This window comes from Delftia sp. NA_296.1 (assembly GCF_052692095.1).
This window is the reverse complement of record NZ_JBQZGF010000004.1, coordinates 197,993-212,650: the sequence shown is the minus strand read 5'-3', so window position 1 is coordinate 212,650 and position 14,658 is coordinate 197,993. Positions and strand designations below refer to the sequence as shown.

General features: G+C 64.0%; 15 protein-coding genes. All 15 read left to right on the top strand.

Annotated elements, in window-relative coordinates; translation table 11 throughout:
- Positions 1–107: 107 nt before the first annotated feature.
- On the top strand, positions 108–1,004 hold the full coding sequence (gene tsf, locus ACUTR7_RS11955) for a translation elongation factor Ts (protein WP_013801447.1): 897 nt from the start codon (positions 108–110) through the stop codon (positions 1,002–1,004).
- A 64-nt stretch (positions 1,005–1,068) separates the two neighbouring features.
- On the top strand, positions 1,069–1,791 hold the full coding sequence (gene pyrH / locus ACUTR7_RS11950) for a UMP kinase (protein ID WP_012206745.1): 723 nt from the start codon (positions 1,069–1,071) through the stop codon (positions 1,789–1,791).
- Positions 1,792–1,834: 43 nt separating this feature from the next.
- Entirely contained in the window at positions 1,835–2,395 is a 561-nt protein-coding gene (gene frr, locus ACUTR7_RS11945; protein WP_012206744.1) for a ribosome recycling factor, read from the top strand.
- 35 nt (positions 2,396–2,430) lie between these two features.
- Positions 2,431–3,177: a polyprenyl diphosphate synthase gene (gene uppS / locus ACUTR7_RS11940; protein WP_065346073.1), complete on the top strand. Its 747-nt coding sequence runs from the start codon at positions 2,431–2,433 to the stop codon at positions 3,175–3,177.
- Positions 3,178–3,190: 13 nt separating this feature from the next.
- Complete coding sequence (locus ACUTR7_RS11935) at positions 3,191–4,045, top strand: phosphatidate cytidylyltransferase (protein ID WP_063325296.1); 855 nt, start codon at positions 3,191–3,193, stop codon at positions 4,043–4,045.
- Positions 4,042–5,220, top strand: coding sequence for a 1-deoxy-D-xylulose-5-phosphate reductoisomerase (gene ispC, locus ACUTR7_RS11930; protein WP_043819021.1), 1,179 nt, complete (start codon positions 4,042–4,044; stop codon positions 5,218–5,220). Before ACUTR7_RS11935 ends, ispC begins: the two co-directional genes overlap by 4 nt.
- Before the next feature lie 82 nt (positions 5,221–5,302).
- A complete protein-coding gene (gene rseP, locus ACUTR7_RS11925) occupies positions 5,303–6,673 on the top strand; it encodes an RIP metalloprotease RseP (RefSeq protein WP_043795909.1) in 1,371 nt (456 codons plus the stop codon).
- Positions 6,674–6,718: 45 nt separating this feature from the next.
- Positions 6,719–9,016, top strand: coding sequence for an outer membrane protein assembly factor BamA (gene bamA / locus ACUTR7_RS11920; RefSeq protein WP_013801452.1), 2,298 nt, complete (start codon positions 6,719–6,721; stop codon positions 9,014–9,016).
- Positions 9,016–9,525: an OmpH family outer membrane protein gene (locus tag ACUTR7_RS11915; protein ID WP_013801453.1), complete on the top strand. Its 510-nt coding sequence runs from the start codon at positions 9,016–9,018 to the stop codon at positions 9,523–9,525. The genes bamA and ACUTR7_RS11915 overlap by 1 nt, the downstream gene beginning before the upstream one ends.
- A gap of 24 nt (positions 9,526–9,549) precedes the next feature.
- Entirely contained in the window at positions 9,550–10,557 is a 1,008-nt protein-coding gene (lpxD, locus tag ACUTR7_RS11910; protein WP_097201684.1) for a UDP-3-O-(3-hydroxymyristoyl)glucosamine N-acyltransferase, read from the top strand.
- Positions 10,554–10,994: a 3-hydroxyacyl-ACP dehydratase FabZ gene (gene fabZ / locus ACUTR7_RS11905; protein WP_012206736.1), complete on the top strand. Its 441-nt coding sequence runs from the start codon at positions 10,554–10,556 to the stop codon at positions 10,992–10,994. Before lpxD ends, fabZ begins: the two co-directional genes overlap by 4 nt.
- Before the next feature lie 7 nt (positions 10,995–11,001).
- Positions 11,002–11,799 (top strand): acyl-ACP--UDP-N-acetylglucosamine O-acyltransferase, encoded by a 798-nt coding sequence (gene lpxA / locus ACUTR7_RS11900; protein ID WP_445608910.1) that lies wholly within the window; start codon positions 11,002–11,004, stop codon positions 11,797–11,799.
- Positions 11,800–11,820: 21 nt separating this feature from the next.
- Complete coding sequence (gene lpxB, locus ACUTR7_RS11895) at positions 11,821–13,011, top strand: lipid-A-disaccharide synthase (RefSeq protein ID WP_034396164.1); 1,191 nt, start codon at positions 11,821–11,823, stop codon at positions 13,009–13,011.
- Positions 12,974–13,681: a ribonuclease HII gene (gene rnhB, locus ACUTR7_RS11890; RefSeq protein ID WP_012206733.1), complete on the top strand. Its 708-nt coding sequence runs from the start codon at positions 12,974–12,976 to the stop codon at positions 13,679–13,681. The genes lpxB and rnhB overlap by 38 nt, the downstream gene beginning before the upstream one ends.
- A gap of 62 nt (positions 13,682–13,743) precedes the next feature.
- Complete coding sequence (locus ACUTR7_RS11885) at positions 13,744–14,535, top strand: TrmH family RNA methyltransferase (RefSeq protein ID WP_445608909.1); 792 nt, start codon at positions 13,744–13,746, stop codon at positions 14,533–14,535.
- The last annotated feature ends 123 nt before the right edge of the window (positions 14,536–14,658 follow it).

Below are 14,658 nucleotides of genomic sequence, written 5' to 3'. Positions count from 1 at the left end.
TTGTCCGGCTGAGCGACCTCGTCGCTGAATAAGAAGCGGGGCTCAGGGTAGCCCCGTTTTTTTAGCCGAAATCCTGTAACGAATCGAACTGACATTGGAGAAATACGATGGCTGCAATTACCGCAAGCATGGTGGCTGAACTGCGCGCAAAGACTGACGCGCCCATGATGGAATGCAAGAAGGCCCTGACCGAAGCCGAGGGCGATCTGGTCAAGGCCGAAGAGCTGCTGCGCGTCAAGCTGGGCACCAAGGCTGGCAAGGCTGCCTCGCGCGTGACCGCTGAAGGCGTGATCACCGCCTTCATCGATGGCAACAAGGGTGCCATGATCGAAGTCAACAGCGAAACCGACTTCGTGTCCAAGAACGACAGCTTCATCGCGATGGCCAATGCCGCCGCCAAGCTGGTCGCCGAGCAAAACCCCGCTGACGTGGCCGCGCTGAGCGCCCTGGCCTATGAGCAGGACGGTTTCGGCCCCACCCTGGAAGACGTGCGCAAGGGCCTGATCGGCAAGATCGGCGAGAACATGTCCTTCCGCCGCTTCAAGCGTTTCGACGGCACCAGCCTGGCTTCGTACCTGCACGGTTCGCGCATCGGCGTGATCGTCGAGTTCGAAGGCGATGCAACCGCTGCCAAGGACGTCGCCATGCACGTGGCCGCCATGAAGCCCGTGTCCGTGACCAGCGCTGACGTGCCTGCCGAGCTGATCGAAAAGGAACGTACCGTTGCTGCCGCCAAGGCTGCCGAATCCGGCAAGCCTGCCGAGATCGTCGCCAAGATGGTCGAAGGCTCGGTTCAGAAGTACCTGAAGGAAGTCTCGCTGGCCGACCAGGTCTTCGTGAAGGCTGCCGACGGCAAGCAGACCGTGGCCCAGATGCTCAAGGCCGCCAACACCAACGTCAAGGGCTTCACCCTGTACGTGGTCGGCGAAGGCATCGAAAAGAAGGTTGACGACTTCGCTGCCGAAGTGGCTGCCCAAGTGGCCGCTGCCAAGGCCGGCGCCTGATTCGTCTGAGCGCCTGAACCGTTCCCTTCACCATCCACCACCATCCACCTTTCGGAGAAACACCATGTCCAACGCCGCACCGGCCCACAAGCGCATCCTGCTCAAGCTGTCCGGTGAGGCGCTCATGGGCGACGACTCGTTCGGCATCAACCGTGCCACCATCGAGCGCATGGTCTCCGAAATCGCCGAAGTCACCCGCGTGGGTGTCCAGGTGGCCGTGGTGATCGGTGGAGGGAATATTTTCCGTGGCGTGGCTGGTGGTTCGGTCGGAATGGACCGCGCCACCGCCGACTACATGGGCATGCTGGCCACCGTGATGAATGCCCTGGCCCTGGCCGATGCCATGGACAAGCAGGGTCTCATCGCCCGTGTCATGTCGGCCATTGCCATCGAGCAGGTCGTGGAGCCCTATGTGCGCCCCAAGGCCCTGCAGTATCTCGAAGAGGGCAAGGTGGTGGTGTTCGCCGCCGGCACCGGCAACCCGTTCTTCACGACCGATACGGCCGCGGCACTGCGCGGCGCGGAGATCGGTGCCGAAGTGGTGCTCAAGGCCACCAAGGTCGATGGTGTCTACACCGACGACCCGATGAAGAATCCCAACGCGACCCGCTATCACAAGCTGGCTTTCGACGAGGCCATTTCGCGCAACCTGGGCATCATGGACGCCACTGCCTTTGCGCTGTGCCGCGATCAGAAGCTGCCGATCCGGGTGTTCTCCATCATCAAGCCCGGCGCGCTCAAGCGCGTGGTCATGGGCGAGGATGAGGGCACGCTGGTGTACGCTTGAGCGTTTTGATCCCGCGTTTCACAGCTCTTCAAGGAACAAGAACATGACGATTGCAGACATCAAGAAGACCACCGAGTCCAAGATGGGCCAGTCCATCGAAGCGCTCAAGAACAATCTTGCGCGTGTGCGTACCGGCCGTGCCAACCCCTCGCTGCTGGACTCCATCCATGTGGATTACTACGGCTCCATGGTGCCGCTGTCCCAGGTGGCCAACGTGAACCTGCTCGATGCGCGCACCATCAGCGTGCAACCCTGGGAAAAGAGCATGTCCGCCAAGGTGGAGAAGGCCATTCGCGAAAGCGATCTGGGTCTGAACCCTGCCTCGCTGGGCGATCTGATCCGTGTGCCCATGCCTCCCATGAGCGAGGAGCGCCGCAAGGAAATGACCAAGCTGGCCCGCAACGAAGGCGAAGCTTCCAAGATCGCCGTGCGCAACCTGCGCCGCGACGCCAACGAAGCCGTCAAGAAGCTGGTCAAGGACAAGGAAGCCTCGGAAGACGACCAAAAGCGTTGCGAAGCCGATGTCCAGAAGATGACCGACAAGCACATCACCGAGATCGACGCGCTGGTGGCTGCCAAGGAACAAGACATCATGGCGGTCTGAGGCGTTCTGCCTCGCTTGCCTCAGGGCCCGTACCTTTGACAAACCAAGACTCCGGCGCGGTGCCGCGCCATATTGCCGTCATCATGGATGGCAATGGGCGCTGGGCCAATCGCCGCTTTCTGCCGCGACTGGCCGGCCACAAGCAGGGCGTGGAATCGCTGCGCCGCTGTGCCCGCGCCTGCGTCCAGCGCGGCGTGCAGGTCCTGACCGTCTTCGCTTTCTCTTCCGAGAACTGGAACCGCCCCGAAGAGGAGGTTTCCGGTCTCATGGGCCTGCTGGCCAATGCCCTTGCCAAGGAAGTGCAGCAGTTGAGCCGCGATGGCGTGCGCCTGCACTTCATCGGCGACCGCAGTGGCCTGAGCGAGAAAGTGTGCGCAGGCCTGGCCCAGGCCGAGCAGGTCACGGCACACAACAACCGCCTGGTGCTCAATGTCTGCTTCAACTACGGCGGGCGCTGGGACATTGCCCAGGCCGCAGCCCGGCTGGCAGAGCAGGGCGAGCCCATCACCCCGCAGAGCCTGGACCGCGCACTCGCGCTGTCCCATGTGCCCGACCCGGACCTGCTGATCCGCACTGGCGGGGAGATGCGCATCAGCAACTTCCTGTTGTGGCAGGCCGCGTATTCAGAGCTCTTCTTCAGTGCCAGCCTGTGGCCTGATTTCGACGAGGCCTGCCTGGACGAGGCCATTGCCGCCTTCACTTCGCGCGAGCGGCGCTTTGGCCAGACCTCCGCGCAAGTACACCAATCACAATCGAAGTCGTCCCATCAACAGACGACCTGAACAAGGGGGAGCCATGCTCAAGCAGCGAGTCATCACCGCCCTGATCCTGCTGGCCATCTTGCTGCCTGCGCTGTTCTATCCGACGGGCGTTCCGTTCGCCGTGGTGGTGCTCGTGCTCATGGCAGCGGGTGCCTGGGAATGGGGTCGTCTCAACGGCTTTGGCTCCGCTGGAGCCATCGGCATAGGTGCCATCTGCACGGCGATGTGCGTGGGAACCTGGGCCGCGGGATGGCTGGAGCGGCCTCTGACCGCGGTCTGGGTGGTCGCTGGCTCCGCCTGGGTGCTGGGCGGCGCGGCACTGCTGCGCGCAGGCGTGGCCGGCTGGCCGCGCATTGCGGGGCCTGTGCGTCTGGTCGGCGGAGTGCTGGCCCTGTGGCTGGCCTGGGTGGCCGTGGTGCAGGCACGCATGATGGGCATCAACTTCCTGCTGTCGGTGCTGGTGCTGGTCTGGGTGGCCGATGTCTTTGCATATTTCGCAGGCCGGACCCTGGGCCTGAAATTCACCAAGTCCAAGCTCGCGCCGTCCATCAGTCCCGGCAAGAGCTGGGAAGGCGTGTGGGGCGGCATGGCCGGCGTGCTGGTGCTGGCCTTGGCCTGGGTCTGGGCGGACCGCCACTACGCGGTGGCCGTGCCCAGTTTCTATTCGTTGCTGTTGGCGCGCGGGGCCTGGTTCCTGCTGCTGGCGGTTGTGTTCATGGCCGCGATGAGCGTGGTCGGCGACCTGGTCGAATCCCTGGTCAAGCGCAGCGTGGGCGTCAAGGACAGCAGTGGTCTGCTGCCCGGCCATGGCGGCGTGCTTGATCGCGTCGATGCCCTGCTGCCGACCCTGCCGCTGGCCATGATGCTTTCCTCTTTCGCGCATTCATGAAGCAGAAAATCACCGTCCTGGGCTCCACGGGCTCCATCGGTACCAATACGCTGGACGTGGTGGCGCGCCACCGCGAGCACTACGAGGTCTTTGCCCTCAGCGCGGCCACGCAAGTGGACCTGATGCTGCGCCAGTGTGCCGAATTCAAGCCCGCCTATGCCGTCATGGCCAGCGCGCCACACGCGAAGCTGCTGGCTGAACAGCTGCGCAGCAATGGGCTGGCGACCGAAGTGCTGCAGTCGCCAGACGCGCTGGAGCAGATCGCCTCGCATCCCGAGGTCGATGCCGTCATGGCGGCCATCGTCGGTGCGGCGGGCCTTGCGCCTTGTCTGGCGGCCGCGCGCGCGGGCAAGCGCCTGCTGCTGGCCAACAAGGAGGCTCTGGTCGTTGGCGGCGCACTGTTCATGGACACGGTCAAGCGCCATGGCGCGACCCTGCTGCCCATAGACAGCGAGCATTCGGCCATTTTCCAGTGCCTGCCGGAAGACCGAGCCAGCTGGCCCGATCGCGTGGACAGTCTGCTGCTCACGGCGTCGGGCGGACCCTTTCGCCTGCGCGATCCGGCCACCTTGTCCGAGATCACGCCGGAGCAGGCCTGCGCGCACCCGAACTTCTCCATGGGGCGCAAGATCTCCGTGGACTCGGCGACCATGATGAACAAGGCGCTGGAGGTCATCGAGGCACGCTGGCTGTTCGACATGGCTCCCGACAAGATCAAGGTCGTCATCCATCCGCAGCAGATCGTGCACTCCATGGTGCAGTTCAAGGATGCTTCGGTGCTGGCACAACTGGGCACGCCCGACATGCGCGTGCCCATCGCCTGCGGCCTGGCCTGGCCACGGCGCATAGCCAGCGGCGCGGCGCCCCTGGATTTCGCGAAGCTGTCGGCCCTGACCTTTGAAGAGGCGGATGCCGTGCGCTTTCCGGGCCTGCATCTTTCCTGGCAGGCGCTGCTCGCCAGCGAGGGAACTACGGCGGTTCTCAATGCTTCCAATGAAGTCGCCGTTGCCGCCTTCCTGGAGCGACGCCTGGCATTTGACCGTATCCACGCTGTGAATTTGCGCACTCTCGAAACCTTGCTGCCGCCTACACTGGGCAGCCTGGACGATCTGCTGGCCCTGGACGCCCAGGCCCGTGAAATCGCGCACACCGTGGCGCGGCAGTGGCAGCTGTAATGCCGGCTTCGCGGGCCAGACCGGGTTTCTCGGTGGGCCTGCGGCGGTATCCAGGTGCGCATTGGATTCAAAGGAGTATCAATTGTTGCTGACCGTAGTTGCATTCGTGGTCGCGCTGGGCGTGCTGATTGCCGTCCACGAGTGGGGCCACTACCGCGTCGCTGTGGCCTGCGGCGTGAAGGTGCTTCGGTTTTCCGTCGGCTTCGGTCGCCCCATCCTGCGCTGGAAGCGCAAAGGTTCGGACACGGAATTCGTCATCGGTGCACTGCCGCTTGGCGGCTATGTGCGCATGCTCGACGAGCGTGAGGGCGAAGTCCCTGCCGACCAGCGCCATCTGGCATTCAACACCCAGCCGCTGCGGTCACGTGCGGCCATCGTGGCGGCAGGCCCGGTGGCCAATCTCGTGCTGGCCATTGCGCTGCTGGCCATCGTCAATTGGATGGGCATGCAGGAGCCCGTGGCGCGATTGGCCACGCCGCCGGCGGGCACGGTGCTGCAGATGGCGGGCGTGCAGGGCGGTGATCGCGTGCTGCGCATCGCCTTGGGCGACCAGGAGTGGGAAGAGGTCCGCTCCATCAATGATCTGCGCTGGACACTGACGCGCGCCGCGCTCGATGATGAGTCGGTGCGCATGGAAGTGCTCCAGGGCCGGCGCACCGCTCCGTCCGAACTGCGGCTGGCGCTGGCCGGGCAGGTGCAGGGCGAGCCCGATGCCGCCTTCTTCGAGCGCCTGGGCCTGCTGGGGCCCTGGACGCAGCCCGTGCTGGACAAGGTGATTGCCGGTGGTGCCGCCGAAAAGGCCGGCTTGCGCCAGGGCGACCTGGTGCTGCGCGTGGGCAGCACCCCGGTGGATGACGGCACCCAACTGCGCAATCTCATCCGCAAGATGGGTGCATCCGGCCAGGTCCAGCAGCAGGTCTGGCTGGTGGAGCGCGATGGCAGGCAACTGCAGATCCCCGTGCTGCCCGATCTGGGCCGCTCGGAAGATGGCAAGGAGAGCATTGCCCGCATCAGTGCCTACATCGGCAGCGCTCCCGAGATGGCTCTGGTGCAGCGCGGTCCGCTGGAAGGCCTGTGGGCTGGCGTGCAGCGCACCTGGGAGCTTTCGTCGCTGACGCTGCGCATGATGGGCCGCATGGTGATAGGCGAGGCATCGCTCAAGAACATCAGCGGCCCCTTGACCATTGCCGACTATGCGGGGCGTTCGGCCAGCATGGGCCTGGTTCAATATCTTTCGTTCCTGGCGCTGATAAGCATCAGCCTGGGGGTTCTCAACTTGCTCCCCCTGCCGGTGCTCGATGGCGGGCACCTGATGTATTATCTTTGGGAGGGCGTGACTGGCCGAAGCGTGTCGGAAGTCTGGGCCGGACGCTTGCAGCGTGCAGGTGTGGCGGTTTTGATGATGATGATGTCCGTCGCCTTTTTCAACGATATCAACCGGCTTTGGGGCTAACTTTTCAGCCGTTTTCGGCAAGCCGCAGCGGCGGCAAATCCATTCATGACTAAACGTATCAATCGCCTGGGCGTGCGCGCTGCATCGACCCTGGCTGCCATGGTTTTGGCTGCCAATGCAGCCTGGGCGCTGGAGCCCTTCCGGGTACAGGACATCCGCATCGAAGGCCTGCAGCGCGTGGAGCCGGGCACGGTCTTCGCATCCATCCCGCTGCGCGTGGGCGACCAGTATGACGATGACAAGGGCGCAGCTGCGATCCGCTCGCTGTTCGCGCTGGGATTGTTCAAGGACATCCGCCTCGAAGCCAATGGCAACGTGCTCGTTGTCGTCGTCGAAGAACGCCCGACCATCGCCGAGGTGAACTTCGCCGGCACCAAGGAGTTCGACAAGGAAACCCTGCAAAAGGCCATGCGCGATGTGGGCCTGGCAGAAGGTCGTCCCTTCGACAAGGCCCTGGCCGACCGTGCCGAGCAGGAGCTCAAGCGCCAGTACATCAACCGCAGCCTTTATGGCGCGGAAGTCGTCACCACGGTCACGCCCATCGAGCGCAACCGCGTCAACCTGACCTTCACGGTGACCGAGGGCGATCCGGCCCGCATCAACGAGATCCACATCGTCGGCAACAAGGCCTTCAGCGAATCCACGCTTAAGGACCTCTTCGACCAGGACACCGGCAACTGGATGAGCTGGTACACCAAGTCGGACCGCTATGCGCGCAACAAGCTCAACGCCGACCTGGAAACGCTGCGCTCGTACTACCTGCAGCGTGGCTACCTGGAGTTCCGCGTGGACTCCACCCAGGTGGCCATCTCGCCCGACAAGCAGACCATCTCGCTGACCCTGAACATCCATGAAGGGGAGCGTTTCGTCGTCTCCGGCGTCAAGCTGGAGGGCAACTACCTCGACCGCGACGACGAATTCAAGTCCCTGGTCAAGATCAAGCCCGGCGAGCCCTACAACGCCGACCAGGTCACGGCGACGACCAAGGCCTTCACCGAGCACTTCGGCAACTTCGGCTTTGCCTTTGCACGCGTCGAGGCCGTGCCGGACATCGACCGTGCAACCAACCGCGTGGCCCTGGTGCTGCACGCCGAGCCTTCTCGCCGCGCCTATGTGCGACGCATCAATCTCAGTGGCAACAACCGCACGCGCGACGAAGTGATCCGCCGCGAATTCCGCCAGTACGAGGCCTCCTGGTATGACGGCGACAAGATCCGCCTGTCGCGCGACCGTGTGGACCGCCTGGGCTTCTTCACCGAGGTCAACGTCGAAACCCAGGAAGTGGCGGGTTCGCCCGACCAGGTGGATCTGGTCATCTCGGTGGCCGAAAAGCCCACGGGTTCGCTGCAACTGGGTGCTGGCTTCTCCAGTGCCGAAAAGGTTTCGCTGTCGTTCGGCATCAAGCAGGAAAACGTGTTCGGCTCGGGCAACTACCTGGGCGTGGACGTGAACACCAGCAAGTACCGCCGCACCATGGTGCTGTCCACCACGGATCCGTACTTCACGGACACCGGCATCTCGCGCACCTACGACCTGTACTACCGCACCGACCGTCCCTACTACGACGATGCGGCCTACAAGATCGTCACCTCGGGCGGCAGCGTTCGCTTTGGCGTGCCGTTCAGCGAGATTGACACCGTGTATTTCGGCGGCGGCGTGGAGCGCTCCGAAATCAAGCCCGGCACCTACCTGCCCCAGGCGTACAAGGACTATGCCGACAAGTACGGCTACTCCAACACGGGCATTCCGCTGACCCTGGGCTGGTCGCGCGACAGCCGTGACAGCGCGCTGGCGCCCAACTCCGGTCTCTACCAGCGCCTGAACACCGAGTGGTCGGTGGGTGGCGAGGCCCGCTATGTGCGCGCCAACTACCAGATCCAGCAGTACATCCCGCTGAGCAAGAAGTACACGCTGGCACTGAACGGTGAACTGGGCTACGGCAAGGGCCTCAATGGCCGTCCGTTCCCGCTGTTCAAGAACTTCTTCTCGGGTGGCCTGGGCTCGGTGCGTGGCTTCGAGCAGGGCTCGCTGGGTCCGCGCGACACCAAGGAAAACCTGGCGCTTGGCGGCTCCAAGAAGGTGACCTTGAACGCAGAGTTCATGATTCCCTTCCCCGGTGCCGGCAATGACAGGACTTTGCGTCTTTTTACATTCCTCGATGTGGGCAATGTCTACGGGGCCAACGAGAACTTCGATCTCGGGGAGCTGCGGGCTTCCACGGGCCTGGGCATCAGCTGGATTTCCCCGCTGGGCCCCCTGCGTCTCGCCTTTGCTCAACCCATCCGCAAGCAGACCGGGGATAAAATCCAGCGACTGCAATTCCAAATCGGAACCTCTTTCTAATGAAATCTCTATCTAGCCATTTTTCCCTGGCTGTGCTGCTTGGCGCCATGGCTGTTTCTGCGCACGCTCAAGAGTTCAAGGCCGGCTTTGTGAACACAGACCGCATCTTCCGTGAAGCGTCGACGGCCAAGGCTGCGCAGTCCAAGCTGGAGCAGGAATTCTCCAAGCGTGAGAAGGAACTGGTCGACCAGGGCAATACGCTCAAGAGCGCTTCGGAGAAGTTCGAGCGTGAAGCGCCCACCATGGCCGAAAGCCAGCGCGTCTCCCGTCAGCGTCAGCTGGTGGACCAGGATCGCGAGTTCCAGCGCAAGCGCCGTGAGTTCCAGGAAGACCTGAACTCCCGCAAGAACGAGGAACTGGCACAGGTGCTGGAGCGCGCCAACAAGGTGGTCAAGCAAGTGGCCGAATCCGAGAAGTACGACGTCATCCTCCAGGAAGCCGTCTACATCAACCCCAAGTACGACATCACTGACAAAGTGATCAAGGCGCTGAACGGCGGCGGCAAGTAAGCCAGCAGTCCAGGGCTGCATGCCGTGAGCGTATTGTTGGGTCAGATCCTCGATGCACTCGGTGGCGAACTGGTCGGTGGCGAAAGGGAGATGCCCATCTCCCGCATCGCACCGCTGGATTCCGCCGGGGCCGGGGATCTCAGTTTTCTGAGCAACCCCCGCTACCGCCAGCAACTGGCCGCCTCCGAGGCGGCCTGCGTTATTGTGGCGCCCGCCATGCGTGAGCTGGCGCAGCAGCGGGGTGCCTGCATCGTGGTCCCTGACCCGTATGCCTACTTCGCCAGGGCCACGCAGTGGTGGAAGCGGAACTGCAGGTCTGTGGCGTCGGCCGGTATCCATCCAAGCGCGGTGGTGCACGAGAGTGCCATCGTTGATGCCTCTGCCACGATCGGCCCGCTCTGCGTGGTTGAAGAGGGTGCCACCATCGGTGCCCACACCGTGCTCAAGTCGCGCGTCACCATTGGCGAGAACTGCCATGTGGGGGCGCGCTGTCTGCTGCATTCCGGCGTGGTGCTGGGAGCGGACGGCTTCGGGTTTGCGCCCGAGAACGGAGCATGGGTGAAGATCGAGCAGCTCGGTGGCGTGCGGATAGGCGACGATGTGGAAATCGGCGCCAATACCTGCATAGACCGCGGAGCGCTGGACGACACGGTGATCGAGGACGGGGTCAAGCTCGACAACCTGATCCAGATCGGTCACAACGTGCACGTCGGCAAGCATACGGCCATGGCCGGTTGCGTGGGGGTGGCCGGCAGCGCGCGCATTGGCGCGCATTGCACCGTGGGAGGCGGCGCCATCGTGCTGGGCCATCTGCAGCTGGCCGACAGGGTGCATATTTCGGCAGCGACGGTAGTGACCCGTTCGCTGACACAATCAGGTGTTTACACGGGCATGTTTCCCGTGGATGAAAACGCCAAATGGGAAAAAAATGCTGCGACGCTGAAGCAGCTGCACTCCATGCGCGATCGCATCAAGGCCCTGGAGCGGCAACTGCAGCAATCGGCGGATCAAGGCCATAACGGAACGCAATGATGGATATTCACGCAATTCTCAAGCAACTGCCCCACCGCTACCCCTTCCTGCTGGTGGACAAGGTCACGGAGCTTGAGCGCAATACACGCATCAAGGCGATCAAGAACGTCACGTTCAACGAGCCCTATTTCATGGGCCATTTCCCAGGCCGTCCCGTCATGCCGGGCGTGCTCATCCTGGAGGCGCTGGCGCAGGCTGCCGGCCTGCTGGCCTTCGATGCCATGGGCCAGGTTCCCGACGAAAACAACATCTACTACTTCGTGGGCATCGACGGTGCGCGCTTCAAGCGCCCCGTGGAGCCGGGCGACCAGCTGGTGCTGGAGATCACCATCGACCGCGTTCGCGGCGGCATCTGGAAGTTCAAGGGCGTGGCCCGCGTCGAGGACGAAGTAGCCTGCGAAGCCGAGCTGATGTGCACCATGCGCAACGTGGGCTGACGGGCGCATGGCTGGCATTGAACGCATCCATCCCACGGCACTGATAGATTCCGCTGCACAGCTGGATTCATCGGTGTCGGTCGGCCCCTATGCCGTCATCGGGCCGCATGTGGAAATCGGCGCCGGCACCACGATTGGCGCGCATTGCATTGTCGAAGGCCATACCCGCATTGGTTGCGACAACCGGATTTTCCAGTTCGCGTCCCTGGGCGCGCAGCCCCAGGACAAGAAGTACGCAGGCGAGCCCACGCGGCTTGTCATCGGTGACCGCAACACGGTGCGCGAGTTCTGCACCTTCAATGCGGGCACCGTGCAGGACCAGGGTGTCACGGTCATCGGCCATGACAACTGGATCATGGCCTATGTGCATGTGGCCCACGACTGCGTCGTGGGCAGCCACACCATCCTGGCCAACAACGCCACCCTGGCCGGCCACGTGCATGTGGGCGACCATGTGATCCTGGGCGGCCTGACGGGCGTACACCAGTTCACCAAGGTGGGCGCCCATGCCATGGCGGGCTTTGCCAGCCATATCTCGCAGGATGTGCCGCCCTTCATGATGGTGGATGGCAATCCCCTGGCTGTGCGTGGCTTCAATATCGAAGGCCTGCGCCGGCGCGGATTCGGGCCGCAGCGTATCCAGGCCATCAAGCAGATGCACCGTCTGCTGTATCGCCAGGGGCTGACCCTGGAGGCCGCGCGCGACGCCATTGGAGCGCTGGCTGGCGAGCAGCCCGAGGCCGCTGCCGATGTATCGCTGATGCTGGATTTTCTGGCCGCTTCGACCCGGGGCATTGCGCGCTGATCCGGCGCGCGAAAGGACGGCATGACAGAGAACGCGGCGCCATTGGCGCGCCTGAGTCCATCGATTGCCATGGTCGCCGGGGAAACCTCAGGCGACCTGCTGGCGTCCTTGCTCCTGGGTGGGCTGCAGGCCCGCTGGCCCGAGGCTTCGGCCTTTGGCATCGGCGGGCCCCAAATGCAGCAGCGCGGTTTTGAGGCATGGTGGTCCTGCGAGCGGCTGGCCGTGCATGGCTACAGCTGGGAAGTGTTTCGCCGGCTGGCCGAGATTCTGAACATCCGCCGGCAGTTGCGCCAGCGCCTGCTCAAACAGCCGCCAGCCGTTTTTGTCGGCATCGATGCGCCCGACTTCAATTTGGGCCTGGAGACCGATCTGCGGGCTGCGGGCATCAAGACCGTGCATTTCGTCTGCCCTTCGATCTGGGCCTGGCGTGCCGATCGCGTCGAGAAAATCCGGCGTGCGGCCGACCATGTGCTGTGCATTTTTCCCTTCGAGCCCGAGTTGCTGGCCCGTCACGGCATAGACGCCACCTACGTGGGCCATCCCCTGGCCAGCGTGATTCCGCTGCAGCCCGACCGTGCCGCCGCGCGCCGTCGGCTGGGCCTGCCGGAAGATGGTCTGGTGCTGGCCGTGCTGCCCGGCAGCCGACGCTCCGAAATCCGCTATCTTGCAGCCCGTTTCTTTCAGGCTGCAGCTTTGGTCCGGAAGGCGCTGCCAGCTATTAAAATAGTAGTGCCTGCCGTGCCTTCGCAACTGGACGAGTTGCGGCGCATTGCCCAGGAGTCCGGCATGGCCTCGTCGCTGCACATCGTGCGCGGCCAGTCCCATGACGCATTGGCAGCCTGCGACGTGACGTTGATCGCCAGCGGCACGGCCACGCTGGAAGCCGCGTTGTACAAGCGTCCCATGGTGATCGGCTACAACATGCACCCCTGGAGCTGGCGCCTGATGCGTGGCAAGCAGTTGCAGCCCTGGGTGGGCCTGCCCAACATCCTGTGCGGCGATTTCGTCGTGCCCGAGCTGATCCAGGATGCGGCAACGCCCCAGGCGCTGAGCGCGGCTGTGCTGCAATGGCTGCAGGCGTGCGAACATTCCCCTTCAACCGTCGAGGCGCTGGTACAGCGCTTCACAGCGCTGCACCATGAATTGCGGCGCGATACTGCCGAACTGGCCGCCCATGCGATCGAGAAAATCATTGCCCCCACTGCCGCCTGAACAGGCGTGCCTGCCCTGGCATCCGCCGGGGTTGGTTGCGGGCGTGGACGAAGCGGGCCGCGGCCCGTTGGCCGGCCCTGTCGTGGCCGCTGCTGTCATTCTTGACGATCTCAATCCCATCGAGGGCCTGAACGATTCCAAGAAGCTCACGGCTGCGCGCCGCGAGGCACTCTATGACGAGATCCGTGCCAAGGCGCTGTGCTGCAGCATTGCCGAGGCCTCGGTCGAAGAGATTGATCGCCTGAACATCCTGCAGGCCACGCTGCTGGCCATGCGCCGCGCGGTGCTGGGCCTGCGCCTGAAGCCGGTGCTCGTGCTGGTGGATGGCAACCAGCTGCCCGTGCTGGATGTGCAGGCCGAGGCCATCGTCAAGGGGGACTCCCTGGTGCAGGCCATCTCGGCCGCCTCCATTCTGGCCAAGGTCACGCGCGACCGCTGGTGCGAACGGCTGCATGAGCAATATCCGGAATACGGCTTCGACGGCCACAAGGGCTACGGCACGGCGGCCCACCTTGCGGCGCTGCGCCTGCACGGTGCCTGCGAGGAGCACCGGCGAACCTTCGCACCGGTGGCCCATGTCGTGAGCATTGCCCGCATGGCCGAGCCCCTGGCCGCTGCCCGCGTGGCAGCTGCGGCGCAGGGCGCGCAGGCCTTGCTGCTGTCGGCCTGATTGCCTTTGCCGTTTCTTTCTGCGCCCGTGGCGCGCTGTTCCCTTTGCCCGAAAGCCTCACCATGAGCCGACAACCCGCCGCCACATTGATCCAGTCCCGTGACAACGTCCTGGTCAAGGATTTGCGCAGGCTTGTCCAGGACAGTGGGGCCTACCGCAAGCAAGGGCGCGTCTGGCTGGAAGGGGACCATCTGTGCCGTGCCGCGCTGGCGCGTGGCATGCAGCCCTCCGTGGCCGTGGTGGCCGAGTCCTTCTGGCCGCTGGTGCCGCTGGAATGGGTGCAGGGCGCGGGCAAGTGCGTGGTTCTGGCAGATGCCCTGTTTGCCGAAGTCAGTGGCCTGGAATCCCCGGCGCGCATCGGTTTTCTGATGGACTGGCAGGCATCGGTGGTCATCCGTGCCGGCGTGGCCACGGTGGTGTTGGACCGCGTGCAGGACGCAGGCAACGTGGGCTCCATCCTGCGCAGTGCCGCTGCCTTCGGTTTCGGCCAGATCGTGGCCCTGAAGGGCACGGCTGCGCTGTGGAGCCAGAAGGTGCTGCGCGCCGGCATGGGGGCGCATTTCGGTCTGCAACTGGTCGAGTCGGCCTCGCCCGAAGACCTGGATGCGCTTGGCTTGCCCCTGATCGTGACCAGTTCCCACCAGGGCGAGTTGATCCAAAATGCCGCGCTGCCCTGGCCTTGTGCCTGGGCCATGGGCCATGAAGGGCAGGGCGTTGGCGAGGCGCTGATGCAGCGGGCAGCGCAGCATGTGCGCATCGGCCAGCCGGGCGGTGAGGAGTCGCTGAACGTGGCTGCTGCAGCGGCGATATGCCTGCACGCAAGCAGCGTGAGTGCCGGCTCACGTCAAGGGTAATCCCGCCTCCTGTCAGGAGGCTGAAGCACGACCAGCCTATAATGGGCGGCTTTCAAGCATTCCACACTACGCCTAGCGACGCTTCCTCGCCACCCCCTGCAGACAAGCTATAACCCGCCCGGA

Bases quoted from the DNA above. Each gene is read 5' to 3' on its own strand.
- ACUTR7_RS11885 (WP_445608909.1), top strand. From the start codon at position 13,744: ATGAGCCGACAACCCGCCGCCACATTGATCCAGTCCCGTGACAACGTC.
- lpxB (WP_034396164.1), top strand. From the start codon at position 11,821: ATGACAGAGAACGCGGCGCCATTGGCGCGCCTGAGTCCATCGATTGCC.
- pyrH (WP_012206745.1), top strand. From the start codon at position 1,069: ATGTCCAACGCCGCACCGGCCCACAAGCGCATCCTGCTCAAGCTGTCC.
- frr (WP_012206744.1), top strand. From the start codon at position 1,835: ATGACGATTGCAGACATCAAGAAGACCACCGAGTCCAAGATGGGCCAG.
- tsf (WP_013801447.1), top strand. From the start codon at position 108: ATGGCTGCAATTACCGCAAGCATGGTGGCTGAACTGCGCGCAAAGACT.
- rnhB (WP_012206733.1), top strand. From the start codon at position 12,974: ATGCGATCGAGAAAATCATTGCCCCCACTGCCGCCTGAACAGGCGTGC.
- ispC (WP_043819021.1), top strand. From the start codon at position 4,042: ATGAAGCAGAAAATCACCGTCCTGGGCTCCACGGGCTCCATCGGTACC.
- fabZ (WP_012206736.1), top strand. From the start codon at position 10,554: ATGATGGATATTCACGCAATTCTCAAGCAACTGCCCCACCGCTACCCC.
- ACUTR7_RS11915 (WP_013801453.1), top strand. From the start codon at position 9,016: ATGAAATCTCTATCTAGCCATTTTTCCCTGGCTGTGCTGCTTGGCGCC.
- bamA (WP_013801452.1), top strand. From the start codon at position 6,719: ATGACTAAACGTATCAATCGCCTGGGCGTGCGCGCTGCATCGACCCTG.
- ACUTR7_RS11935 (WP_063325296.1), top strand. From the start codon at position 3,191: ATGCTCAAGCAGCGAGTCATCACCGCCCTGATCCTGCTGGCCATCTTG.
- lpxA (WP_445608910.1), top strand. From the start codon at position 11,002: ATGGCTGGCATTGAACGCATCCATCCCACGGCACTGATAGATTCCGCT.